The organism is Variovorax sp. OV329 (assembly GCF_900114785.1).
Classification (GTDB): domain Bacteria; phylum Pseudomonadota; class Gammaproteobacteria; order Burkholderiales; family Burkholderiaceae_C; genus Variovorax.
Window position 1 is genome coordinate 17,956 of the sequence record NZ_FOUG01000016.1, and the last position, 23,089, is coordinate 41,044.

At 69.4% G+C, this 23,089-nt stretch carries 23 protein-coding genes; 13 read left to right on the forward strand and 10 right to left on the reverse strand.

The window, feature by feature from the left end; translation table 11 throughout:
* Position 1: 1 nt before the first annotated feature.
* From BM345_RS22395 to BM345_RS22415, 5 genes are all read left to right on the forward strand, one after another.
* On the forward strand, positions 2-439 hold the full coding sequence (locus BM345_RS22395; protein ID WP_093383893.1) for an ATP-binding protein: 438 nt from the start codon (positions 2-4) through the stop codon (positions 437-439).
* Between the two features lie 51 nt (positions 440-490).
* Positions 491-1,117, forward strand: coding sequence for a hypothetical protein (locus tag BM345_RS22400; RefSeq protein WP_217654021.1), 627 nt, complete (start codon positions 491-493; stop codon positions 1,115-1,117).
* A gap of 102 nt (positions 1,118-1,219) precedes the next feature.
* Positions 1,220-3,073, forward strand: a complete 1,854-nt coding sequence (locus tag BM345_RS22405) for an OmpA family protein (RefSeq protein WP_093383895.1) — start codon at positions 1,220-1,222, stop codon at positions 3,071-3,073.
* 5 nt (positions 3,074-3,078) lie between these two features.
* Positions 3,079-3,582: a Rab family GTPase gene (locus BM345_RS22410; protein ID WP_093383898.1), complete on the forward strand. Its 504-nt coding sequence runs from the start codon at positions 3,079-3,081 to the stop codon at positions 3,580-3,582.
* A 10-nt stretch (positions 3,583-3,592) separates the two neighbouring features.
* Complete coding sequence (locus BM345_RS22415; RefSeq protein ID WP_093383900.1) at positions 3,593-4,792, forward strand: PP2C family protein-serine/threonine phosphatase; 1,200 nt, start codon at positions 3,593-3,595, stop codon at positions 4,790-4,792.
* Positions 4,793-5,553: 761 nt separating this feature from the next.
* On the opposite strand, the gene BM345_RS22420 is transcribed toward BM345_RS22415, so the two are convergent.
* Positions 5,554-6,021 carry an AsnC family transcriptional regulator gene (locus BM345_RS22420; RefSeq protein ID WP_093383903.1) on the reverse strand — a complete coding sequence of 156 codons (468 nt, stop codon included), beginning with the start codon at positions 6,019-6,021 and terminating at the stop codon, positions 5,554-5,556.
* Positions 6,022-6,135: 114 nt separating this feature from the next.
* On the opposite strand from BM345_RS22420, the gene BM345_RS22425 reads away from it, so the two are divergent.
* Positions 6,136-7,458: a D-amino acid dehydrogenase gene (locus BM345_RS22425; protein ID WP_302847593.1), complete on the forward strand. Its 1,323-nt coding sequence runs from the start codon at positions 6,136-6,138 to the stop codon at positions 7,456-7,458.
* Between the two features lie 78 nt (positions 7,459-7,536).
* Entirely contained in the window at positions 7,537-7,902 is a 366-nt protein-coding gene (locus BM345_RS22430) for a hypothetical protein (RefSeq protein ID WP_139237592.1), read from the forward strand.
* Between the two features lie 25 nt (positions 7,903-7,927).
* Here BM345_RS22430 and BM345_RS22435 read toward each other — a convergent pair whose 3' ends face one another.
* From BM345_RS22435 to BM345_RS22445, 3 genes are all read right to left on the reverse strand, one after another.
* Positions 7,928-9,439, reverse strand: coding sequence for a tripartite tricarboxylate transporter permease (locus BM345_RS22435; RefSeq protein WP_093383910.1), 1,512 nt, complete (start codon positions 9,437-9,439; stop codon positions 7,928-7,930).
* A gap of 13 nt (positions 9,440-9,452) precedes the next feature.
* Positions 9,453-9,998, reverse strand: coding sequence for a tripartite tricarboxylate transporter TctB family protein (locus tag BM345_RS22440; RefSeq protein WP_093383913.1), 546 nt, complete (start codon positions 9,996-9,998; stop codon positions 9,453-9,455).
* A gap of 100 nt (positions 9,999-10,098) precedes the next feature.
* The gene (locus tag BM345_RS22445; RefSeq protein ID WP_093383916.1) at positions 10,099-11,058 is read right to left on the reverse strand and encodes a Bug family tripartite tricarboxylate transporter substrate binding protein; all 960 of its coding nucleotides are present in this window, start codon (positions 11,056-11,058) and stop codon (positions 10,099-10,101) included.
* Between the two features lie 121 nt (positions 11,059-11,179).
* Between BM345_RS22445 and BM345_RS22450 the strand changes: the two genes are divergently transcribed.
* The 3 genes from BM345_RS22450 to BM345_RS22460 are packed head-to-tail and all read left to right on the forward strand — an operon-like array spanning position 11,180 to position 13,711.
* Positions 11,180-11,863 carry a response regulator transcription factor gene (locus tag BM345_RS22450; RefSeq protein ID WP_093383918.1) on the forward strand — a complete coding sequence of 228 codons (684 nt, stop codon included), beginning with the start codon at positions 11,180-11,182 and terminating at the stop codon, positions 11,861-11,863.
* A gap of 4 nt (positions 11,864-11,867) precedes the next feature.
* Entirely contained in the window at positions 11,868-13,277 is a 1,410-nt protein-coding gene (locus BM345_RS22455) for a sensor histidine kinase (RefSeq protein WP_093383921.1), read from the forward strand.
* 8 nt (positions 13,278-13,285) lie between these two features.
* Positions 13,286-13,711, forward strand: coding sequence for an RNA-binding S4 domain-containing protein (locus BM345_RS22460; protein WP_093383923.1), 426 nt, complete (start codon positions 13,286-13,288; stop codon positions 13,709-13,711).
* A gap of 16 nt (positions 13,712-13,727) precedes the next feature.
* Here the strand turns inward: BM345_RS22460 and BM345_RS22465 are convergent, their stop codons facing one another.
* The 5 genes from BM345_RS22465 to BM345_RS22485 are packed head-to-tail and all read right to left on the reverse strand — an operon-like array spanning position 13,728 to position 19,560.
* Positions 13,728-14,543: an amidohydrolase family protein gene (locus BM345_RS22465; RefSeq protein ID WP_093383926.1), complete on the reverse strand. Its 816-nt coding sequence runs from the start codon at positions 14,541-14,543 to the stop codon at positions 13,728-13,730.
* A complete protein-coding gene (locus tag BM345_RS22470) occupies positions 14,528-15,532 on the reverse strand; it encodes an NAD(P)-dependent oxidoreductase (RefSeq protein ID WP_093383928.1) in 1,005 nt (334 codons plus the stop codon). Before BM345_RS22470 ends, BM345_RS22465 begins: the two co-directional genes overlap by 16 nt.
* Positions 15,529-16,617: a LacI family DNA-binding transcriptional regulator gene (locus BM345_RS22475; protein ID WP_093383930.1), complete on the reverse strand. Its 1,089-nt coding sequence runs from the start codon at positions 16,615-16,617 to the stop codon at positions 15,529-15,531. Before BM345_RS22475 ends, BM345_RS22470 begins: the two co-directional genes overlap by 4 nt.
* 23 nt (positions 16,618-16,640) lie before the next feature.
* Positions 16,641-18,518, reverse strand: coding sequence for a TRAP transporter large permease (locus BM345_RS22480; protein WP_254789928.1), 1,878 nt, complete (start codon positions 18,516-18,518; stop codon positions 16,641-16,643).
* A 16-nt stretch (positions 18,519-18,534) separates the two neighbouring features.
* Positions 18,535-19,560: a TRAP transporter substrate-binding protein gene (locus BM345_RS22485; protein WP_093383932.1), complete on the reverse strand. Its 1,026-nt coding sequence runs from the start codon at positions 19,558-19,560 to the stop codon at positions 18,535-18,537.
* A gap of 184 nt (positions 19,561-19,744) precedes the next feature.
* Between BM345_RS22485 and BM345_RS22490 the strand changes: the two genes are divergently transcribed.
* The 3 genes from BM345_RS22490 (at position 19,745) to BM345_RS22500 (ending at position 21,710) form a co-directional block, all read left to right on the forward strand.
* Positions 19,745-20,563 carry a PPK2 family polyphosphate kinase gene (locus tag BM345_RS22490; protein ID WP_093383934.1) on the forward strand — a complete coding sequence of 273 codons (819 nt, stop codon included), beginning with the start codon at positions 19,745-19,747 and terminating at the stop codon, positions 20,561-20,563.
* 116 nt (positions 20,564-20,679) lie between these two features.
* The gene (locus BM345_RS22495; protein WP_139237593.1) at positions 20,680-20,907 is read left to right on the forward strand and encodes a hypothetical protein; all 228 of its coding nucleotides are present in this window, start codon (positions 20,680-20,682) and stop codon (positions 20,905-20,907) included.
* A 68-nt stretch (positions 20,908-20,975) separates the two neighbouring features.
* On the forward strand, positions 20,976-21,710 hold the full coding sequence (locus BM345_RS22500; protein ID WP_093383940.1) for a glutathione S-transferase: 735 nt from the start codon (positions 20,976-20,978) through the stop codon (positions 21,708-21,710).
* Between the two features lie 27 nt (positions 21,711-21,737).
* Here BM345_RS22500 and BM345_RS22505 read toward each other — a convergent pair whose 3' ends face one another.
* On the reverse strand, positions 21,738-23,066 hold the full coding sequence (locus BM345_RS22505; protein WP_254789909.1) for a mannitol dehydrogenase family protein: 1,329 nt from the start codon (positions 23,064-23,066) through the stop codon (positions 21,738-21,740).
* Positions 23,067-23,089 lie beyond the last annotated feature (23 nt).

The following is a 23,089-nucleotide window of genomic DNA, read 5'->3' on the forward strand; positions in this document are numbered from 1 at the left end:
CATGTCCACGAACGGCGGGGAGGGTGAGGCCTCCCTGATCGTCGGCAGCCAGTTGCGCGAGCTGGCGCGCGTGAACGCCTGGGTGCACGACTGGGCCGAGCGCCAGCACCTGCCGGCGGCCGTGGCCCGCAACCTCGACCTGTGCTCCACCGAGGTCGTCACCAACATCATTACCCACGGCGCGCCCGACACCGCGCAGAGCATCCACCTGCGGCTGGGCTGGCAGGGCGAGACGGTGGCGCTGGAAGTGGAAGACGAAGGCGCCGAGTTCGATCCGCGCCAGATCGCCCCCCCGCCGCGCGCCACCAGCCTGCAGGACGCGCGCATCGGCGGCTGGGGCATTCCCATCGTGCGGCATTTTTCCGACGGGCTGCGCTACCACCACGAAGGCGGGCGCAACCACCTCACCCTTCTCTTCCACGCGGCAGCGCCACCCTGAGCCGCTGCTGCCGCCACCCGTCCGTCCGATTCACAACGAGGAGTGATGCACATGGCAACCCCAGCCAAGCCCCTTTCGATCGATACGCAGACCGCCCTTGCCGCCACGGCCGCGCTCGCCGCAAGTGCCAAGCCCAACGGCGGCGGCGCCGAGGCCTCGGGCGTCGACAAGATGCGCGAACTGCTCTTCGGCAACCAGATGCAGGACTACGACAAGCGCTTCTCCATCCTCGAAGAACGCTTCGCCCAGCGCATGCGCGACATGGAGGGCGAATCTGCGCGCAGCCTGACCAACCTGGAAGCCACCATCAAGAAGCAGCTCGAATCGGTGGCCGGCCAGTTCCGCGAAGAAAAGGACCTGCGCGCCGACGGCGACAAGGAGCTGGAGCGCAACCTGCGCGACCACACGCAGGCGCTGGAGAAGCGCGTGTCGCAGCTCTCGGACCAGCTGGCCCGCCAGGAGCGCGACTTCACCGATCGGCTGAGCCACGAGGTGCAGGCCCTGCGCGACGAGATCCGCCGCCGGCAGGACGACTCGCGCGCGACCACGGAGCGCATGTTCTCCGAGCTGAGCAACGTGAAGACCGACCGCAACCTGCTTGCCGGGCTGTTCGTCGAGATCGCCAAGTGCCTGAACCAGGACGTGGCGCCCAAGAGCACGAACGGCTCGGGCGCCTGATCCGCGCGTCATGAGCCCCTGCCCGGCCGCTCCCCGCCATGCGGAGCGCAGCCATCGGCTGTGCGGGGCTCGCATTGCGGTGCGCAGCGCCGGGGTGATGCCGTGAGCGCCCTGCTCTCGCTGGCCTCGTCGAACGACAAGCCCGGCGGCCCCCCGCGGGAGGACCAGAGCGCCCGCCTGGCCGGCCTGCTGTTGGAGCTGGCGCGCTGCGTCAACCCGGAGCTGGCCAAGGAGGTTCCCAGCCGCCTCGCGGAAGACCCGCGGCTGGACGCGATGCGTGGCGTGCTCATCGAGCGCGAGCGCGTCGCGCTGGAAGCGCTGCAGCGCAAGTTCGACGATCCGGAGGAATTCGCCAACGCGGTGGGCGCGATCCTCCCCGCCGCCTTCGCCATCGCCTCGCGGGACGAACGCATGGGCCACGCGGTGGCGCCCACCGTGGAGAAGGCCACGCAGGCCTCGATCCGCAAGAACCCGCGGACCATGGTGGACATCCTCTACCCGGTCATGGGTCCGGCCATCCGCAAGGCGATCGCCGAGACCATGGACGGCACGCTGCAGTCGCTCAACCAGGCCATCAAGCACAGCCTGTCGTGGCGCGGCCTGAAGTGGCGGGTGGAGGCCTGGCGCACCGGCAGCACCTTTGCCGAAGTAGTGCTGCGGCACACGGCGGTCTACCAGGTCGACCACCTCTTCCTCGTCCACCGCAAGAACGGCCTGCTGCTCGCGCACGTGGCGCGCGAGGACGCGAGCACGCAGGACCCGCAGATGGTCTCGGCCATGCTCTCGGCCATCCAGGACTTCGTGCGCGACTCCTTCGACGAGAAGGAGTCGGGCGCAGGCGGCATCGACAGCCTGCGGCTGGGCGAGCTGCTGCTGTGGTGCGAGGAAGGGCCGCAGGCCTTCCTGGCCGCGGTGATCCACGGCAACCCGCCACCCATGCTGCGCAACCGTCTGGTCGACGCACTCTCCGCCGTGCACGACCAGTGGCGCGAGCCGCTGGAGGCCTTCGACGGCGACACCGTGCCCTTCGAAACGGTCGACGAACGGCTGCGGCCCTGCCTGCTGTCGCAGTCCAACGAGGCGCGCCGCCGCTACTCGCCGCTGATGTGGCTGATCCCGCTGGCGCTGCTGGCGGGCCTGGGGTGGTACATCGGGCAACGGGTGATCGAGCACCGCCGCGTCAACGCCTACATCGCCGCGCTGCAGGAGCAGCCCGGCATCCTCGTGACCGCCGCCGACCGGCGCGACGGCAAGTGGGTGGTGGCCGGCCTGCGCGATCCGCTGGCAGTGAGGCCCGAGGAACTGCTGGCCAAGACCAAGGTGGACCCGACGCACATCACCAACCGCTGGGAGCCCTACCAGGCGCTGCACCCGGCCATCATGCTCAAGCGGCTACAAGCCACGCTCAACCCGCCAGCTTCGGTCGTGCTCACGCAGGACGCCAACGGCATCACTGCCACCGGCAGCGCGCCGCAATACTGGATGGACAGGGCTCGCGCCTACCTGCTCACGCTGCCCGCCGGTGCGCCCAAGGTGGACCTGAGTGCGCTGCAGGACGTGCAGGACCCCGACTACGTGCGGCTGCACGACGCCATCCAGGCCCACATCATCTACTTCGAGAACAACGTGGCGCGGCCGGCGCCCAACCAGGAGAGCGCGCTCGATTCGGTGGCCGCGGAAATGCGCGAGTTGATCCAGGTCGCGCGCACGCTGAACTTCCCGGTGAAGGTGACCATCGTCGGCCACGCCGACGCAACCGGCAAGGAGAACTCCAACCTGGCGCTGAGCCTGGGGCGCGCGGAAGTCGTGCGCTCGATGATGCGCCAGCGCGGCGTCGACCCCACTATGCTGGCGGTGCGCGGCGCCGGCCCGCTGGAGCCGCTCAAGCCCGGCGCCAGCGAGGCCGAGCTGCAGGCCAACCGGCGCGTCTCCTTCGTGGTGACCACCGGCGAATAAAACGAATGCTGCAAAAGAAGATCTGCCTGCTCGGTGCCTTCGGCGTCGGAAAGACCAGCCTGGTGCGCCGCTATGTCGACACCATCTTCTCGGACACCTACCTCACCACGGTGGGCGTGAAGATCGACAAGAAGGTGATGGCCGTGGGCAGCGAGGAGGTGGCGCTCATCATCTGGGACATCGCCGGCGAGGACGCGGTGGCCGCTGTGCGCGTGAGCTATCTGCGCGGCGCCGCCGGCTACCTGCTGGTGGTGGACGGCACGCGGCCCGAGACGCTGGAGACCGCTGCCTCCATCCAGGGCCGCATCACCGCGGAGATCGGGGCGGTGCCCTTTCTGGCCTTGCTGAACAAGGCCGACCTGGTGGACGACTGGGCGCTGCCGCCCGAGCGCATCCAGGCGCTGGAGGCCGAGGGCTGGACCTTCAGGCGCACCAGCGCCAAGACGGGCGACTCGGTGGAAGAGAGCTTTGCCGAACTGGCCACGCTGGTGACGGCCAAACAGCAGTGAGCGTTGCGCCATGCTCGAGCTGCCTGCGCGCATTTCCGATTCGCTGCTCTCCCTGATCGAGGCGCAGCGCGTGGTCGCGCACATGGTCATCGACGGCTCGCAGGTGCTGGTGCAGGCCGGCGGGCACCTCGAACACTACGGCCTGTCCGGGCTGGAATTCGGCGGCCCGGCCTCCGACCAGATCCCACTGCTGGAAGGCATGCTGCCGCTGGTGGAGACGCCCTTCCTCATCCGCTCCATGACCATGCCCAGCGGCCGCGTGGCCGACGTGCACTTCTTCGCCGACGAGAGCGAGGGCACGGTTTGGGTGCTGCTGCTGGACGTGACGGCCGAGCACGAGGAAGCGCGACTGGTGCAGCAGAAGGCCTACGACATGACGCTGCTGAGCCAGCGCGAGGCGCGGCTGATTGCGCAGCTGGAAGCGGCCAACGAGGAGCTGACCCGCGCGCACCGCGAGCTCGCCGAATCGCAGGAGCGGCTGCGTTCGGAACTGCGCGATGCCGAGCACTACGTGCGCGCCGTGCTGCCCGCGCCCATGACGCAGCCCTTCGAGGTGGACTGGCGCTTCGTGCCCTCCACCGAGCTGGGGGGCGACTCCTTCGGCTACCACTGGGTGGACGACGAGCACTTCGCGATCTACGTCATCGACGTGTGCGGCCACGGCGTGGGCTCGGCGCTGCTCACGGTGGCGGTGGGCAACACCTTGCGTTCCGAAGGGCTGCCGGGCACGGACTTTCGCCAGCCGGCGAAGGTGCTGGCCGCGCTGAACGACGCCTACCCGATGGAGCGGCACGGTGAGCTGTTCAGCACCGTGTGGTACGGGGTGTACCAGCCCACCAGCGGGACGCTGCGCTATGCGACGGCGGGGCATCCCTCGCCGATCCTGCTGAGCGGTCCGCCGAACGGCGAGTGCGACGCCCGCGCGCTGCCGGCCAGCGGTGCCTGCATCGGGCTGATGCCGCATGCCCGCTATGCCGAGGCGCAGTGCGCGCTGCAATCGCCTGCGCGGTTGTTCGTGTTCAGCGATGGCGCCTACGAGGTGGAGCGGCCGGACGGAAGCATGCTGAAGCCGGAAGACCTGATGCAGACGCTCGCGAGCCCGATGGCCGAAGGGCAGTCCGAGCTGGATTGGGTGCTGCAGGTTGCGCGGCAGGCGCATGGGCCGGGTGCGCTGGAGGATGACTTCACCATACTCAAGTTGGCGATCTGACGCGCTTGTGATCGCGTACGTCCTCCGTGTGTCTTGCGTGGGCCGCCCGGTCTGCGCTGCCCGCCGGTGGCCGCCACTGGGCCGGTCGGCGCTGCGCGCCGACTCCCCTGCGGTGCTCGCGAAGCCGGCCGCACTGTGGAACTCGCTACGCTGCTGCGCAGCTGCGCTCAGACAGCCACAGTGAGTCAGATGTTGAAGCGTGCAAGGTGCCCTTGCACGCAGGCCGGCTCCACTGCGCTCCTCGGCGGCCCAGAGGCGACCACCGGCGCGCAGCACAGACCGGGCTCAAAGGGGGTGAACGAACAACGGGCCCTCTGCTTGCCCGAAACCAGAACGCGGTTATCGCTGAACCGCGACAGAGACCGACACGAAGCGGTCGCTCAAGGCGCGATGGGGAACCGCACAAGGCGATTGCTGAAGGCCAGCAGAACCGGCGCGATGGGTTCGCTGAGTGGGGGGCAGAAACCGTCACACCGTTCCCACTGCGTCGGCGGGCGGTGCGCGCCGGGGGGCGCCTCGATGTCGCCGAGGCGCGCAGCGGGGGCGGCCTGCACGCAAGGGCACCTTGCGTGCTTCAACATCTGACTCACCGCGGCTGTCTGAGCGTAGCTGCGAAGCAGCGTAGCGAGTTCCGCGGTGCAGGCCGCCCCCGCGAGCACCGCAGGGAAGCCCCGAAGGGGCCGACATCGTGGCGCCCCCCGGCGCGCACCGCCCGCCGACGCGGCTCCCCCGACGCACAACCCCAAAACCGCACCGCAGAATCAAAGGCCCACAGGAATCTCCAGGCTCTCCTTCACCTGCTCCATCACCACGTAGCTGTGCGACTGCGCAGGCACCGGCAACTTCTTGAGGATGCTGCCCAGCAGGTTGCGGTACTCGTCCATCCCGCCCAGGCGCGCCTTCACCAGGTAGTCGAAACTGCCGGAAACGAGGTGGCATTCCTGCACCTCGGGCATCAACTGCAGCTCGGTGCGCACCTTGTCGAAGACATCCTCCGACTTGGACGACAGCGTGATCTCCACGAACACCAGCAGCTCGCGGCCCAGCGCCGCCGGGCTCACCCGCGCGTGGTAGCCGGTGATGACGCCGCCGCGCTCCAGTCGTTTGACGCGCTCCGAGCAGGGCGACATCGACAGCCCGACATGCTGCGCCAGCTCCGTGTTGGAAATGCGTCCCTGCGCTTGGAGAAGGGCGAGGATCTTGCGGTCGATTCGGTCGAGTTCGAGCATTTGCGGCAGCGCGCCCTACCGGGCACTTTCGTCAGGAGCATTCACTCCGATAGTGCCGATTTTCGGTGAATTTTCCTGCTCGTGAAACCCTAAAGTTCACGAATACACCAGCAGATCAGCGGAGCACCGGAAATGAAGGTTCTTGTTCTTGGCGGCGGCGTCATCGGCACCACGACGGCCTACTACCTGGCGCGCGCCGGCGCCGAGGTGACCCTGCTCGACCGCCAGGACGGCGTGGCGCAAGAGACCAGCTTCGGCAACGCCGGCCAGGTCTCGCCCGGCTATTCCACGCCCTGGGCCGCGCCCGGCATTCCGATGAAGGCCCTGAAATGGATGCTGCACCCCAAGCACGCACCGCTGGCCATCCGCCCTGACGGCAGCCTGTTCCAGCTCAAGTGGATGGCGCAGATGCTGCGCAACTGCTCGCCCGAGCGCTACGCCGTCAACAAGGAACGCATGATGCGCGTGGCCGAGTACAGCCGCCGCTGCCTGCAGCAGCTGCGGGCCGACACCGGCGTCGCCTACGAGGAGCGCACCGGCGGCACCCTGCAGCTGTTCCGCACCGCCGCGCAGGTCGAGGCGGCCCAGCGCGACATCGCGGTGCTGGAGGAATGCGGCGTGCCCTACGAACTCCTCACGCCCGAGCAACTGTGCACGGTCGAGCCGGCCCTGGCCAAGGCGCGCGACCGGCTGGCCGGCGGGCTGCGCCTGCCCAAGGACGAGACCGGCGACTGCCACCTGTTCACCCTGTCCCTGGCCCATCTGGCCAGCGAGCTGGGCGTCACCTTCCGCTTCGGCGACACGGTGCAGGAACTGCTCTACGAAGGCGACCGCATCAACGGCGTGCGCCTGGCCAACGGCGAGGTGCTCAAGGCCGACCGCTACGTGCTGGCCTTCGGCAGCTACTCGCGCCAGGCCGTGTCGCAACTGGGCATCGACATCCCGGTGTACCCGGTCAAGGGCTACTCGCTCACCGTGCCGCTGGTCGACGCCGAGATGGCGCCCCGCTCCACCGTGCTCGACGAGACCTACAAGATCGCCGTCACCCGCTTTGAGGACCGCATCCGCGTGGGCGGCATGGCCGAGCTGGCCGGCTTCGACAAGCGCCTGGACCCGCGCCGCCGCGAGACGCTGGAGATGGTGGTGCAGGACCTCTTCCCCGGCGGCGACGTGAAGCGCGCCAGCTTCTGGACCGGCCTGCGCCCCATGACGCCGGACGGCACGCCCATCGTCGGCGCCACGCCCTACTCGAACCTGTTCCTCAACACCGGCCATGGCACGCTCGGCTGGACCATGGCCTGCGGCTCCGGCAAGCTGGTGGCCGACTTGATGACAGGCCAGCATCCGGAGATCAGCATCGAGGGCCTGGCCATGAGCCGCTACGCGCGCCCGGCGCGCCAGCGCTTCTCGCCCCGGCCCGCCGCGGGCCACGCCTGATCCAGGCGGCCGCGGCCCACAGCGCCTGCGGTGAAAGTCCTGCGCGACAAGCGCAGGGCTTCGCAGCAGAATGCCGCGATGACGAACCTGCGCATCCGGCCCCTTGCGATCGGCACCGTCCTGGCGGCCCTGAGCCTGGGCGCTGCGGCCCAGCTCACGCCCCAGCAGCGCTACGAGCGCCAGATCGCCGAATGCAACAGCGGCAAGCTGCCCGACCCGCAACGCAATGCCTGCGTGCGCGACGCCGGCCGCATGCTGGACCAGTCGCTGGGCGGCACGCCGCGCAACCAGGCTACCACCTCGGAAGACGGCCGGGCCACCATCATCGGGCCGGCCGGTTTGCCGCCGCCCAACAGCGGCTCGAACGACGTGACCTCGCCCGACGGGCGGGCCACCATCGTGCTACCCGCCGACCAGCAGCAACTGCCGCAGCAGCGCCCCTGACCGGGGGTCGTCTTGGCAGCGGCCCTCAGGCCGCGTGCAACGCCTTGCGCTGCGCCATGCGCTTGGCCAGGCGCGGGAGCACCAGCACGGCGACGATGATCACGATCAGCACGATCGACATCGGCCGCTGCACGAACACCGCCGCACTGCCCTCACCGATCGACACCGCATTGCGCAGTTGCGCCTCGGCCAGGGGGCCCAGGATCATGCCGACCACGACCGGTGCGGTCGGGAAGTCGAAGCGGCGCATCAGCACGCCCAGCACGCCGATGCCATAGAGCAGGAACAGGTCGAAGGAGCTCTGGCGCATGCCGTAGGCACCCACCGTGGCGAAGATCAGGATGCCGGCGTACAGCTGCGGCTTGGGGATCTTCAAGAGCTTGACCCACAGGCCCACCATCGGCAGGTTCAGCACCAGCAGCATCACGTTGCCGATGTACAGCGAGGCGATCAGCGCCCACACCAGCGCGGCCGAGGTTGTGAAAAGCTGCGGCCCCGGCTGGATGCCGTAGTTCTGGAAGGCACCCAGCAGGATGGCCGTGGTGTTGGAGGTGGGAATGCCCAGCGTGAGCAGCGGGATGAGCGCCGCCGTCACCGTTGCGTTGTTCGCCGCCTCGGGGCCGGCCACGCCTTCGATGGCGCCCTTGGTGCCGAACTCGGCCCTGTCCTGCGGGTCCTTCACCAGCTTCTTCTCAGCGGCGTAGCTCAGGAAGGTCGGGATCTCGGTGCCGCCCGCGGGGATGCAGCCGAATGGCACGCCGATGGCGGTGCCGCGCAGCCAGGCCGGCACGGAGCGGCGCCAGTCGCGCTTGGTCATGTGCACGCGGCTGAGCTTGTTCTCGCTCTCCACCACGCGGCCTTCGAAGAGCACCGCGTACAGCACCTCGGCCACCGCGAACAGGCCCACGGCCACCAGCACGATCTCGATGCCGTCCAGCAGTTCGGGAACGCCGCCGGTGTAGCGGCCCTGGCCGGAGATCTGGTCCAGGCCCACGCAGCCCATGGCCAGGCCGATGAACAGCGCCGTCATGCCGCGCAGCGTGCTCTTGCCCAGCACCGCGCTCACGGTGGTGAAGGCCAGCATCATCAGCAGGAAATACTCGGGCGGGCCGAGCTTGACGGCGAAGTCGGCCACGTAGGGCGCGAACAGCGTGACGATCACCGTGGCGATGGTGCCGGCGAAGAAGGAGCCGATGGCCGCGGTGGCCAGCGCCGCCCCGGCGCGGCCGCTCTTGGCCATCTTGTTCCCCTCCATGGCCGTCACCATGCTGGCCGTTTCTCCCGGCGTGTTGAGCAGGATGGAGGTGGTCGAGCCGCCGTACATGGCGCCGTAGTAGATGCCCGCGAAGAAGATCATCGAGGCGGTGACGTCCACCTTGGCGGTGATGGGCAGCAGCATGGCCACGGCCACCGCCGGGCCGATGCCCGGCAGCACGCCGACCGCGGTGCCCAGGGCACAGCCGACCAGGCACCACACCAGGTTGGCCGGCGTGATCGCCAGCGAGAAGCCGTGCAGGAGTGCGTTGAGGATTTCCATGGTGTCTGTCGGGTCAGAGCCAGCCGGTGTTGGTGAGGCCCGGCAGGTTGATCGCCAGGAACTTGGTGAACATCCAGAACACCGGCGCCGAGATGACCAGGCCGGTGAAGATGTCGACGAGCCAGGTGCGTGGCCGGCTGGCCGCCGCCTGCCCGCTGGCGCGGCGCAGGCCCTGCACCGCCAGCAGGTAGCACAGCGTGCAGCTCAGGATGAAGCCCAGCGTGGTGATGAGCGCGGCGTTCAGTAGCAGGCCCGCCGAGACCCACACGAAACCGGGCCAGTAGGCCTTGTCGCCCGAGGGCGCTTCCAGTTCGCGGAAGCCCCCGGTGCGGGCTTCCCAGAGGATCCAGGCGCCGCAGATCGTCAGCGCCACCGACACCAGCCAGGGCAGGAAGTTGGGGCCGACGCCGCCGTAGCCGGCCTCGGAGGAAATGCCGATGGCGCCCCACGCGAGGGCCAGGCCGGTGAGCAGCACGCCCAGCCCGACCAGCGTCTGCGGCAAGGCGGACGCGGGCGGCGTGGGCGGCTCGAGGGATGCGAATTCGCTGTTGTAGGACATTGTTCTTGACTCCTCTCCGGTAGACCGGCCGGCCCACGGGGCCGGCGATGAAAAAAGGGCACGCCGGAAAGGACGTGCCCTGGTGCGAAGCGCCCCGGGTTCAGACCATCCCGGACTTGGTCATGGTGGCCCGCAGGCTGGCGAACTCGTCGTCGACGAACTTCGCGAAGGCATCGCCGGACAGGACGGCAGGCGTCCAGTCGTTCTTCTTCATGGCTTCGGCCCACGAAGGCGTCTTGATGGCGGCCAGCACCAGGTCGGTGAGCGTCTTGCGCTGCTCGGCCGTGATGCCGGGCGCGCCGTACACGCCGCGCCAGTTGCCGATCTCGACGTTGATGCCCTGCTCCTTCAGCGTGGGCACGTTGATGCCCGGCAGGCGCTGGGCCGAGGTGACGGCGATGGCCTTCATCTTGCCGGCGCTGATGTACTCGGCGAACTCGCTGTAGCCGCTGCCACCCACCGTGACGTTGCCGCCCAGGATGGCCGCGGTGGCCTCGCCGCCTCCGCGGAAGGCCACGTAGTTGATCTTGGCCGGGTCCGCGCCGACTTCGCGGGCGATCATGGCCGCGGCGATGTGCTCGGTGGAGCCGCGCGAGCCGCCGCCCCACTTGACGCTGCCCGGGTCCTTCTTGAGCTGCTCGACCACGTCCTTCATCGACTTGAAGGGCGAGTTGGCGGGCAGCACGAACACGTTGTATTCGCTGGTCAGGCGCGCCAGCGGCGTGGCCTGCGACAGGCTCACCGGTGGCTTGCCGGTGATGATGCCGCCCAGCATGACGGCGCCCATCACCATGAGTGCGTTCGGGTCGCCCTTGGAGCCGTTCACGAACTGGGCCAGGCCCAGCGCACCGGCGGCGCCGCCCTTGTTGTCGTAGGTGACGGTGTCGGCCAGCTTGCCATCCATCAGGGCCTTGCCCAGGGCGCGGCCGGTGGTGTCCCAGCCGCCGCCCGGGTTGGCGGGAATCATCATCTTGATGTTGGCGGCGGCCCAGGCCGACATCGGGAGCGCGCCCGTGGCGGCCAGTGCGGCCAGGGACTTCAGGAAGGTATCGCGACGCATGCAGTCTCCTCGGTTCTTGAACAAGCTTTCATTTGGCCTTCGATGCCAATGACGGCCTATCATGCGCCCCCCGGCTGTCAATTGGCTGTCCGGCGAACTGGGGAAAACACCGAACGCCGCCATGAAGCTTCTGCTCGTCGAGGACGATCCGACCATGCAGACCACCCTGCAACGCACCCTGGGCCGCCGCATGATCGACGTGCGTGTCTGCGGCGACGGCGCGCAGGCGCTGGCGCAGTGGCGGGCCCTGCAGCCCGACGTGGTGGCTCTCGACCTGAACCTGCCGCATCTGGACGGCCTGCAGGTGCTGGCGCAGGCGCGCGCCGCGGGGCTGACCACGCCCGTGCTGCTACTGACCGCCCGCGGCACCGTGGGCGACCGCATCGTGGGCCTGAACGCCGGCGCCGACGACTACCTGCCCAAGCCCTTCGACCTGGACGAGCTGGAGGCGCGCATCCGCGCCCTGCGCCGGCGCCACCAGAAGAGCGAGTCCGAGACCGAGGCGGCCCGCCTGCCCGAGGTCGGCGGCCTGCGCGAGGAGCCGGCCAGCGGCGCCATCTACCACCGCGGAGAGGTCATGGACCTGACGCCGCGCGAGGCGGCGCTGCTCAAGGCGCTGATGGTCAAGCCCGGCCACGCCGTGACCAAGGAGCGCCTGTTCGAGCTGGTGTTCCCGGGCGAGACCGACGTGCAGTACGAGGCGGTGGAGGTGGTGGTCTACCGCCTGCGCAAGAAGCTGGCCGGCACCGGCGCGGCCCTCATGACCTTGCGCGGCCTGGGCTACCTTCTGCGTGAAGAAGCCTGAGCGCGTGGCCCAAGGCGCGAGGCCCGGCAAAGCGAGCCTGCGGCGCACGCTGCTGATCGGCATCCTCGCGCCGATCGCGCTGTTCATCGTCATCAACAGCATCAGCCTGTACCGCCAGAGCCTGGTGGCCGCCACCACCGCCTACGACCGCACCCTGCTGGCCTCGGCCAAGACCATCGGCGAGCAGCTGGACGTGCGGGGCTACGACGAGGCGGCCCAGCTGCGCGCCACCGTGCCCTACGCGGCGCTGGAGGCCTTCGAGGCCGACAACCAGAGCCGCATGTACTACCGCGTGTCGACGCAGGACGGCGTGCTGGTCTCCGGTTTCGAGGAGCTGCCGGCCTGGCGCGGGAAGATCCCGGCACGGCCACCCTACGCCGCGCTGGTGGATTTCTACGACGGCAGCTTCCGCGAGCAGCCGGTGCGCGTGGCCGTGCTGCTGCAGCCCGTCGCCAGCGCCCAGGGCCGGGGCATGGCGGTGGTGCAGGTGGCCGAGACGCTGGAGCTGCGCGAGACGCTGGCGCGCAAGCTGCTCATCGACATGCTGTGGCGCCAGCTGCTGCTGATGGGCGTGGTGGCCGGCGTCACCGTGCTGGTGGTGCAGCGTGCCACGCGGCCGGTGCGCGCGCTGGGCGAGGCCATCGAGGCGCGGGCGGCGGACGACCTCTCCCCCATCGACGCGCCGGATGCGCCGCGCGAGCTGCGCCCGCTCATCGACGCCACCACCGCGGTGATGCGCCGGCTGCAGGGCCTGCTGGACCACCAGAAGCGCTTCGTGCGCGACAGCGCCCACCAGCTGCGCACGCCGCTGGCAGTGCTCAAGGCGCAGGTGCAATCGGCCCGGCGCGGCGACGTGCCGGCCAGCCAGGCGCTGGAGGAAATCAACCTCACCGTGGACCGCGCCACGCAGCTGGCCAACCAGATGCTGTCGCTGGCCAAGGTGGAGCAGCTGCGCCAGCAACCCGAGTCGGCCACGCTGGACTTCGCCCAGGTGGTGCGCGGCATCGTGCTCGACCTTTCGCCGCTGATGGCCGACAAGGCGCTGGACGTGGGCATCGACACCGAGCCTGCGCCGGTGCATGCCCACCAGTGGATGCTGGCCGAGCTTTCGCGCAACCTGATCCACAACGCGATCAAGCACAGCCCCGAGGGCGGCCAGCTGTCCATCGAGCTGCGGCCGCATGCCGGCATGGCGGTGCTGGTGGTGCACGACGACGGACCGGGCATTTCCGACGAGCTGCGCCAGCGCCTGTTCGCGCCCTTCGCCGCGGGCGACGTGGCCAAGGGCTCCGGCCTGGGCCTGGCGATCTGCAAGGAGATCGTGGTCACCCTCGGCGGCAGCCTGACGCTGGACAATCGCCCTGCTGGCGGCCTTGATGCCACTGCACGGCTGCCGCTCGAAGGACAACAATAGACCCCACGATGGAAAGACTGCGCATCGACAAGTGGCTGTGGGCCGCGCGCTTCTACAAGACCCGTTCGCTGGCCGCGGACGAGATCGGCAAGCACCGCGTCCAGGTGAACGGCGAGGTCGCCAAGGCCTCGCGCGAGGTCAAGCCGGGCGACCGCGTCACCCTGCGGCAGGGCCCGGTGGAGCGGACGGTGCTGGTCAAGGGCCTGAGCGGCCTGCGCGGGCCGGCGCCGGTGGCGCAGCTGCTCTACGAGGAAACGCCCGAAAGCCTGGCCGCGCAGGCGGCCGCGCGCGAGCAGCGCCGCCTGGGCAGCGAGCCGGCCCTGGCCATCGAGCAGGGCCGACCGACCAAGCGCGAGCGGCGCAAGCTGGACGAGGCCTCGGGCGGCTGGGGCAATCGCTGGAGCGCCAGCGTGGACGACGAGAAGGAAGGCTGAGCGCCTTCCTCAGCCGCTAAAAGCCGTACAGCCCGGCGGGGTTGTCCGCCAGCATCGCCTTCACCCGCGCTTCATCGCCATCCATCAGCGCGAGCGACCAGTCCAGCAGCGCCTGTTCGTCGGGCACCGGCTTCACGTTGGGATGCGGCCAGTTGCTGGCCCACAGGCAGCGCTGCGGAAAGCGCCGCGCCAGTTCGCGCGCGATGGGCTCCACGTCAGCATAGGCCGGCGGTCCGGTGCGCGAGGTCTCGTAGGGCGCGGACAGCTTGATCCAGGCCTTTCCGCCATCGAGCACGCGGCACAGCGACTGGAAGGGCGCGCTGTCGAGCGTCACCGGGGCGAGGAACTTGCCGATGTGGTCGATGACGAGGCGGCAGGGCAAGGCCAGCAGGCGCGCCTCGTGCTGCGCGAAGTCGCGACCATCGAACTGGATGTCGGCGTGCCAGCCGCGCGGCGCCAGGCGCTGCGCCAGCGGCTCCAGCGCGGACCAGGGCAGCACGCCGGCGGGCAGCATCATGAAGCGCACGCCGCGAATGCCGCCGGCATGCAGCCGGTCCAGTTCCGAATCGGAGACTTCGGGCGGCACCACGGCCACGCCGCGCGCGCCCTCCCCCAGCTCGGCGATGGCCGCCAGCGTGCAGGCGTTGTCGAAGCCGTAGCCCGTGGGCTGCACGACGACCACGCGCGAGAAGCCCAGCTTGCGCTGCACCTCGCGGTAGGCCGAGGCCGGCGCGGGCGGCGGCTGGAAGGTGGCCGTGGGCGCCAGGGCGAAGCCGGGCGAATAGACGTGCACGTGGCAGTCGCAGGCCTTGTCGATCATTGGTGTCCCCATCCGGCTTCTTTCAGGCGCGTGGCCTGTTCGGGATTCACTGCGCCCACCGGCATCCGCCCCTCCAGCAAGGCGGCGAGTTGCGACACGGTCTCCAGCGCCTGGTACTCGATCGCCGGCGGCGTGAGGCCGCCGATGTGCGGCGTGGCGATGACGTGCGGGTGGCGGGCCAGCGCCATGCTGGGCATCTGGTCGGGCGCCATGCCCACGTCGAGGGCACAGCCGGCGAGCCGGCCGCTGTACAGCGCCTCGAGCAGCGCGGCCTCGTCGACCAGTTCGCCGCGCGAGGCATTGATTAAAAAAGCACCCGGCTTCATGGCCGCGAAGGCCGCGGCGCCGAAGAGCCCAGCGGTGCTCGCGTTGGCCGGCGCCAGGCACACCACGAAGTCCGAGCCGGCCAGCAGTTCGGGCAGCTCGACCTGCCGCATGCCCTCCTGCGCTTCGATGCGCTGCAGCGTGGTCACCAGCAGCTGCATGCCGAACGCGCGGGCCAGTGCCGCCAGCGTGCCGCCGATGCCGCCGAAGCCCACGATGCCCAGCGTCGACCCGCGCAGCTCGCGACCCATCACCGGCGCCGGCTGCGTGCCGCGCTGGTAGGCCTGCACGTAGCGGCTGGTGCCGCGTCCCAGGTCGACCATGGCACCCACGATCCACTCGGCCACCGCGGCGTTGAAGCCCGGCCCGGCCTGCGTTACCAGCACGCCGCGCGCGCTGGCCGCCGCCACGTCCACGGTGCGGATGTCCATGGCGCAGCGGATGAAGGCCTTGAGCCGCGGCATCGCCTCGAAGAGTTCGGCCGGCCCCGGCGTCTGGCGGTAGGCGATGAGCGCGTCGCAATCGGCCGCGGCGGTGACCAGGGCGCCCGTCGGCAGGTCGCGCTCCAGCGGGTTCAGCCGCACCTCGGCGACCTCGCGCAAGGCGTCGAGTGCGCGCTGGCCGAAATAGCTCTGCAGCTTGTCGACCGGGTGCGTGACGAAGACGCGCGCCTTCATCGGCTCTTCGCCTCGACCGCCTTGGGCCGGGTGCTGCGTGCGGGCGCGCCCGGCGGCACCGCGACGGATTCGCGCTCGACCAGCTGGCGCGGCGCGAAGACCTGCTCGCGCGCCGCCTGTTCCTCCGTGCGGGCCATGGCCTGCGCCACCATGGCCTGCGCCATCTCGTGCACCGGCAGCTCCACCGTGCTGAGGCCTGGGTTGCTCAACCCCGACAGGTACAGCCCGTCGATGCCCACGATCGAGATGTCCTGCGGCACCCGCACGCCCACGTCGCGCAGACCCGCCATCAGGCCCATGGCCATGAGGTCGTTGAGCGCGACGATGCCGGTGGGCCGCTGCTTCATGCGCGCCAGGCGCGCGGCCATGGCGCGGCCGACTTCGGCAATCACCGCATCGCTGTATTCGTTGAGCGCGCCGCCATCGATCACCTGCGCCTGCTTCGCCAGGCCCGCGGCCTCGGCCGCGGCATGGAAGCCGTCGATCTTGGCGCTGCGGCTCATGGTCAGGCCCGCCACCGTGGCGAAGGCCAGGTGCCGATGGCCCCGGGCGATCAGGTGGGCGGTGGCCATGCGCGCCGCTTCGAAGTTGTCGGGCATCACGTGGCCCACGCGCGAGCGCTTGCCGGGCGTGGCGCCGCGGTCGTAGCTGATGACCACCATGCCGCGCTCCACCGCCTGCTCGAAGTGCCGCTCGTCGGCCAGCGAGGAGATGACGATGACCCGACGCACGCCGTGCGCCGCCAGGTCCTCGAAGAAGGCGCTCTCCTTCTCGCGGTCGCGGTAGGTGCTGCCGATGAGAAGCCGAAAGCCATGCTCCTGCTGCGCCGCCGTCTCCACCTCGCGCGCGATGTGGCCGTACATGGGGTTGGTCAGCGATGGCACCAGCAGGCCCAGCAGCGGCGTCTGGCCGGTCTTGAGCTGCTGCGCCAGCTTGCTGGGCCGGAACTGCAGCGCCTCGATGGAGGCCCGCACCCGCGCCAGCGTGTCGGGCCGCATGCGGTCGACGCGGCCGTTGAGCACGTTCGATACCGTGCTCACCGACACCTGCGCATGTCGCGCCACATCCTGGATGGTCGTCGTCATCTCTTCTTCAGTTCAATCTCGTCCTACAGGCCCAGCCGCAGCGGCAGCCACAACGAAAACGAGGGTACCAGCACCAGCACGAGCAGCGCGAGCGCCAGCACCGCCAGGTACTTGGCCATGGGCCGCGCCACGTCCTTCACCTGCGTGCCGGTGATGGCGCAGGTGGCGAACAGGCCCAGGCCGATGGGCGGCGCGAACAGCCCCAGGCCCATGGCAATGACCATCACCGTGCCGAAGTGCAGCGGGTGGATGCCCAGCTGCTGCGCGATGGGCGTGAGCAGCGGGCCGAAGATGATGAGCGCCGGCGCTCCTTCGAGCACCGCGCCGAACACCACCATCATCACCACCGACAGCACGATGAAGCTGATGCTGCCGTACTGGTGCGCAAAGCTCACGATGCTGGCCGACACCTGCTGCGGAATCTGCTCGATGGTGAGCGCGAAGGACAGGCTGGAGGCCGCCGCCACGATGAACAGGATGCTGCCCGCCATCGACGCCGACTTCATGAACAGCCGCGCCAGCCCCGCCAGGCTCAGTTCGCGGAACACCACGCTGCCGGCCACCAGCGCGTACATCACGGCGAAGGCCGAGACCTCGGTGGAGGTGGCCACGCCCGAGGTCACGCCCTTGCCGATCATCGCCACCATGATGATCGCCACCAGCGCGCCGCCCAGCAGCTTGAGCATGGGCGTGCGGTGCTCGAAGGCGTCGTCCGGGTTGATGCGCCCGCCCACCGCAATGGCCAGTGTGGCCAGCGCCAGCGCCATCACCGCCGCCGGCACCAGCCCCGCCATGAAGAGCCCGGCAATCGAGATGTTGGCCACGAAGCCCATGATGATCATGTTGATGCACGGCGGAATGGTCTCCGCCATGACCGCGGTGCAGGCCAGCAGGCCGGCGGCCTCGTTCGGGTCCTGCTTCGTTCGCCGCACCGCCGGCATCACGATGCCGCCTACCGCCGCGATGTCCGCCAGCTTGGAGCCCGACACGCCCGAGAAGAAGGCGGTGGCCGTGATGGTGATGAGCCCCAGCCCGCCGCGCACGCGGCCGAACATGCGCAGCAGCAGCTCGATGAGCCGCGCCGACATGCCGTTCTGCTCCATCAGCAGGCCGGCCAGCACGAAGAAGGGAATGGCCAGCAGCACGAAGTGGTCGCTGCCCGCCATCACCTGCTGCGAGTAGATGAGCAGCGGCAGCGACGGGTCGGCCAGGAAGTACAGCAGCGAGGCGAAGGCCAGCACGAAGCCGATCGGCACGCCCAGCGCCAGCGCGCCGAAGAAGCCGAGGGCCAGCAGCAAGCCGCGCGGCACGGCGTGCGCGGGCATGAACGCGTTCCAGCCGTACACGACGCCCAGCAGCACGAGCGAACCGACCAGCGTGGCCCACACCAGCCGAGCCGGCCCATCCAGCGCATGCGCCACCGCGAACATCGTCATGAAGCCGCTGCCGAAGACCACCGGGAAGACGTAGAGCCACTGCGGCAGGCCCAGCGGCGTGGTCTGGCCCCAGGTGTCCACCAGCAGCAGCACCGAGGACACGAAGAGGCTGGCCGACACGCCCGCGATGATCCAGTGGCCGACCTGGATCAGCGCCGGCTGCCAGTGCGCCGGCAGCATGTGGCGGAACAGGTCGACACCCACGTGCTGGCTGCGCGCCAGCACCGAGGCCGCGCCAAAGAACACCAGCACCAGCATCAGCGCGCGTGCCACCTCCTCGGCCCAGTCCACCGGGTCGTGCAGCGCGTAGCGGTAGATGACCGACAGGAACACCATCAGCACATCCACCGCCAGCACCACGGCGGACAGCACTTCGATCCAGTGCGTGAGGCGGGACAGCAGGCGCCCCGACTGCGTGCCTGCCCTGGAGCCCCAGGCCGGCAAGGCCGGTGCCTTCGTGTCGATGGCGACGCTCACCGCTTCAGCCCCGCGCGGCGGCGATGTCGGCGAAGAGCGGCGCCGTGCTCGGGTACTGCTTGGCGAAGTCGGCCCACAGCTTCGCTTCCATCTCCTTGCGCACCGCGGCGCGCTCGGCCGGGGCCATGGGGAAGAAGGTCATGCCCTTCTTCTTGAGTTCCTCGATGGCGGCGGCGCCCTTCTCGCCCGCCAGGCCGCGCTGCTGCGCAGTCGATTCGGCAACCGCCTTCATGAAAGCGGGGCGAAGGCTGGCCGGAATCTTGTCCTGGCTGCGCCTGCTGATCACCACCACCATGGGACTGAACAGGTGCTCGGTCATCCAGCAGGACTTGGTCACCTCGTTGAGCTTGCTGGCCAGCACCGTGGCCGCGTCGTGCTCGAAGCCGTCGACCACGCCGGTCTGCGCCGCCATGTAGAGCTCGCCGAAGGGAATGGGCGTGGGGATGGCGCCCATGATCTTGAAGGTCTCGATGAAGGCCGGCGTGGGCAGCACGCGCAGCTTCACGCCTTTCACGTCGGCCAGCGACTTCACCTGGTTCTTGGTGTAGACGCTGCGCGGCCCGAAGTGCGAGGTCCAGGTGAGCACGGTGCAGCCGGCGCGCTTTTGCAGCATGTCGTCCAGCGCGGCGCCGGCCTTGCCGTCCATGGCGCGGGCCACGTGGGCGTAGCTGTCGAAGAGGTAGCCCAGGTCCAGCATGCCCAGTTCGGGCAGCACCGTCGCCCAGATGGACGAGCCGGTCACCATCATGTCGATGGAACCCACCTTCACCTGCTGCACCACGTCGCTTTCCTTGCCCAGCTGGTTGTTGGGGAAGTAGTCGAGGCGGATCGCGTCGCCCACCGAGGCCTTCAGGTTGGCCTGCAGGCGCTGGTACCAGACATAGTGCGCCGCGTTGTCGTCCGCCGTCATCGAGGACGAGAAGCGCAGCGCCACCGGGCTCTGCGCCCACGAGAGCGCCGGCGCGGCGAGCGTGGCCGCGGCGGCCGAGGTGGACTGGACGAAGCGGCGGCGGGTCAGGTTGGCGGTCATGCGTTGTCTCCTCGCGGCGATGTGGGCCGATCTGGTGTATCGGTTTAGTGAACCGGTTTACTGTATCGATACATCGGTCTCGCAGGATCGGGGTTTGACCTGAGTCCCGGCGCCGCCGGGCTTGCCCGAAGCCATGCGAGGCCCTAGCCTTGCGCGCAACTCAACTCATCGACCCCACGCACCGATGGCCAGTTTCAAGCCCTACTGCGTCCCTACCAAGGGCTCCGACAAGTTCAAGCTCTCGAAGATCGACCCGCACGACACGCCCTTTGCCAGCGGCAGCGAGCAGTCGCAGCGCGAAGAGCTCGAAGCGCTCGCCACGGAGCTGGACAAGCTGCAGAACCTGCTGCATGCGGAGGGGCGGCGCAAGCTGCTGCTGGTGCTGCAGGGCATGGACACCAGCGGCAAGGACGGCACCATCCGCTGGGTGTTCTCGCGCACCTCGCCGCTGGGCGTGCGGGTGGTGCCCTTCAAGGCGCCCAGCGAACTTGAGCGCTCGTACGACTACCTCTGGCGTTGCCATGCCGTGGTGCCCGCCACAGGCCAGCTCATGGTGTGGAACCGCAGCCACTACGAGGACGTGCTGGTGCCGGTGGTGGAGGAGTACATCGACAAGGCCGAGGTGCAGCGGCGCTACCGCCAGATCAAGGACTTCGAGCGCATGCTCACCGAGACCGGCACCACCGTCATCAAGTGCATGCTGCACATCAGCAAGGACGAGCAGCGCGAGCGCCTGCAGGAGCGCATCGACACGCCGGGCAAGCAGTGGAAGTTCTCGCGCGCCGACCTGGAGGTGCGCAAGAAGTGGTCGGCCTACCAGCGCGCCTACGAGAAGGCCCTGGCCGCCACCTCGACCGAGTACGCGCCCTGGCACGTGGTCCCAGCCGACAGCAAGGCGCACCGCAACCTGATGATCGCCAAGCTGCTGATCAAGACGCTCAAGGACATGAAGCTGAAGCTGCCGCCGGCGGACCCGGCGCTGAAGGGGCTGGTCGTCGAATAGGTCGCGGTCAAGGGCCAGTAGACAGTCTCGGGCCCAACGTGAACAAATCCCTTCTGTTTTCGGTCGGATGATTCTATAAACCAAAGTATTCAAATAATGCTTTGGAGGAGTTCACCATGACCTCTCGCCTCATGGGCATCACCGTCGAGCGCCCGCAGGACGGTTGCTATTTCTGGGTCATCCACGAAGACGTGCAGCACGACGGCCACTACGAGACCCTGGAGCGCGCCCCGCGCGCCAGCACCTCCTATTCCGAAGCCCTGGCCGACGGCTACTGGATGCTGCAACGCATCAACGGCCGCAAGTACGGCCTGCACGAGCTGCGCCACGCGCGGCCGTCCTAGGCACCAAGGCGCCGGCTGGCGCCTCGTGTAAGGTCCGCCCTTTCCGTTCCTGGCGGGAGGATTCGAGCATGGCGGACTACGAGCTTCACTACTGGACCGGCATTCAAGGCCGCGGCGAATTCGTGCGGCTGGCACTGGAAGCGGCCGGCGCCTCCTACGTGGACGTGGCGCGCGGGCCCGAGGCCGAGGGCGGCGGCGATGGCGCCCTGATGCGGCGCCTGCGGCACGCGTCCAACCCCACGCCCTCCTTCGCGCCGCCCTTCCTGGTTCACGGCGACTTCTGCATCGGCCAGACCGCCGCCATCCTGATCTACCTGGGTCCGCGCCTGGGGCTGGTGGGCAAGACCGAGCGCGACGTGCTGTGGACGCACCAATTGCAGCTGACCATCGCCGACATGGTGTCCGAGGCGCACGACAGCCATCACCCCATTTCCTCCTCGCTTTACTACGAGGACCAGAAGGACGCAGCGCTGGAACGCGCGAAGGACTTCTGCACGCACCGCATTCCCAAGTTCCTGACCTGGTTCGAGCAGGTGCTGGAGCGCAACGACGCGCCGGGCACGCACCTGGTGGGCGCTCAGCTGAGCTATGCCGACCTGTCGCTGTTCCAACTGGTCGAGGGGCTGCGCTATGCCTTTCCGAAGGCGGCGGCTGCTGCTCTTTCCGAGAGGCCGCTGGTGGCGCAGTTGCACGACAACGTTCGGCGCCTGCCGCGCATCCGCGACTACCTCAAGAGCCGGCGGCGCCTGGCCTTCAACGAGCAAGGCATCTTCCGGCGCTATCCGGAGCTGGACGCGGGCTGATTCGCGCCGCAGACCGCGCGCAGCCCGTCAGGCCGAAGCGACGACCTCGCCCAGCGCCGCGCGCGTGCCGGCGGTCTCGATGCGGCGCAACCAATGCAGCACGCGCGGTGCCCAGCGGGGGTCGTCCGCACAGCCCGCCGGCCAGACCGACGCCACCGACAGCAAGGCTCGCACGGTGCCTTCGGCATCGCCCGCGTGCTCCCCGGCAAGCGCCTTCAATACATCGGCCTGCGGATCGGACATCGCGTACGCCTGCCCGGCTTCGTCCTCGCCGCGCAGGTAGCGCATCCATGCGGCGCAGGCCAGCGCCAGTGGTTCCAGCTCGCGGCCGGCTGCCAGGCCTTCCGCCAGCGCCGGTCCCCAGCGCAGCGGGATCTTCAGCGAGCTGTCGCTGGCGATCTGGTGCGCACGGTGATGCAGGTGCGGATTGGCGAAGCGCTCCAGCAGCGCGTCGCGGTACGCGGGCAGCCCGGGCCGCGCGAGGCCGGGCATGGCCACGCGCGTGATGAAGGCATGCACGAAGCGGCGCACTTCCGGCAGCGCCATGCCGTCGGCGATCGTGGCCCAACCCTGCACCGCGCCGATCATGGCCAGCGCCGTGTGGCTGCCGTTGAGCATGCGCAGCTTGGCGTCCTCGAAGGTCTTGACCTCGTCCACCACCGTGACGCCGACACTGGCCAGCAGCGAGGCATCCGACGGGTCGGCCATGCGCCGCTCGATTACCCATTCCCAGAAGGCCTCGGTGCTGAGGGCGCCCTGGTCCTCGACGCCCAGGGCCGCCCGAGCCGCGGCATGCTGCGCCTCGGTGGATGCCGGCACGATACGGTCGACCATGCTGTTGGGGAAGGCACATTGCGACTCGATCCAGCCGGCCAGCTTCGCATCGCGCGATGCCGCCTCGACGAGGCACAGCGCCTGCAGCTTGCGGCCGTTGTCCGAGAGGTTGTCGCAGGAGGCCACGGTGACGCCGGGCAGCCCCGCCGCCCTGCGCTGCGCCAGGCCGTCGACGATCAGCGCCGCCAGGTCCGGCGCATAGCCTTTCTCGGTCACGGTCAAGGTGATCCATCGGGTCGAAGGCGCTGAGATCGCGCCGACCACCTGCTGCCGCTCGCGCGCCGCCACGCAGGTGCGCAGCAGCGCGCCCGGCACCTGCCAGCGCACCGATCGTGCATCCGCGATCTGCACCGAGTACAGCCCGTCCTGTGCCGCCAATGCGTCCGCGAGCTGCGTGCTGCGCATCGCCACGCCGACCACGCCCCAGCGCAGGTCGCCACCGGCGATCAGTCGCTCGTAGACCAGCGCCTGGTGGGCCCGGTGGAAGGCGCCCAGCCCCAGGTGCACCACACCTGCCTGCACGCCAGCGCGGCCTGAATCTGGTA

Coding starts and splice junctions, on each gene's coding strand:
- BM345_RS22395 (WP_093383893.1), top strand. CDS start 2: ATGTCCACGAACGGCGGGGAGGGTGAGGCCTCCCTGATCGTCGGCAGC.
- BM345_RS22400 (WP_217654021.1), top strand. CDS start 491: ATGGCAACCCCAGCCAAGCCCCTTTCGATCGATACGCAGACCGCCCTT.
- BM345_RS22410 (WP_093383898.1), top strand. CDS start 3,079: ATGCTGCAAAAGAAGATCTGCCTGCTCGGTGCCTTCGGCGTCGGAAAG.
- BM345_RS22415 (WP_093383900.1), top strand. CDS start 3,593: ATGCTCGAGCTGCCTGCGCGCATTTCCGATTCGCTGCTCTCCCTGATC.
- BM345_RS22420 (WP_093383903.1), bottom strand. CDS start 6,021: ATGCTCGAACTCGACCGAATCGACCGCAAGATCCTCGCCCTTCTCCAA.
- BM345_RS22430 (WP_139237592.1), top strand. CDS start 7,537: ATGACGAACCTGCGCATCCGGCCCCTTGCGATCGGCACCGTCCTGGCG.
- BM345_RS22435 (WP_093383910.1), bottom strand. CDS start 9,439: ATGGAAATCCTCAACGCACTCCTGCACGGCTTCTCGCTGGCGATCACG.
- BM345_RS22440 (WP_093383913.1), bottom strand. CDS start 9,998: ATGTCCTACAACAGCGAATTCGCATCCCTCGAGCCGCCCACGCCGCCC.
- BM345_RS22445 (WP_093383916.1), bottom strand. CDS start 11,058: ATGCGTCGCGATACCTTCCTGAAGTCCCTGGCCGCACTGGCCGCCACG.
- BM345_RS22450 (WP_093383918.1), top strand. CDS start 11,180: ATGAAGCTTCTGCTCGTCGAGGACGATCCGACCATGCAGACCACCCTG.
- BM345_RS22460 (WP_093383923.1), top strand. CDS start 13,286: ATGGAAAGACTGCGCATCGACAAGTGGCTGTGGGCCGCGCGCTTCTAC.
- BM345_RS22465 (WP_093383926.1), bottom strand. CDS start 14,543: ATGGGGACACCAATGATCGACAAGGCCTGCGACTGCCACGTGCACGTC.
- BM345_RS22470 (WP_093383928.1), bottom strand. CDS start 15,532: ATGAAGGCGCGCGTCTTCGTCACGCACCCGGTCGACAAGCTGCAGAGC.
- BM345_RS22475 (WP_093383930.1), bottom strand. CDS start 16,617: ATGACGACGACCATCCAGGATGTGGCGCGACATGCGCAGGTGTCGGTG.
- BM345_RS22485 (WP_093383932.1), bottom strand. CDS start 19,560: ATGACCGCCAACCTGACCCGCCGCCGCTTCGTCCAGTCCACCTCGGCC.
- BM345_RS22490 (WP_093383934.1), top strand. CDS start 19,745: ATGGCCAGTTTCAAGCCCTACTGCGTCCCTACCAAGGGCTCCGACAAG.
- BM345_RS22495 (WP_139237593.1), top strand. CDS start 20,680: ATGACCTCTCGCCTCATGGGCATCACCGTCGAGCGCCCGCAGGACGGT.
- BM345_RS22500 (WP_093383940.1), top strand. CDS start 20,976: ATGGCGGACTACGAGCTTCACTACTGGACCGGCATTCAAGGCCGCGGC.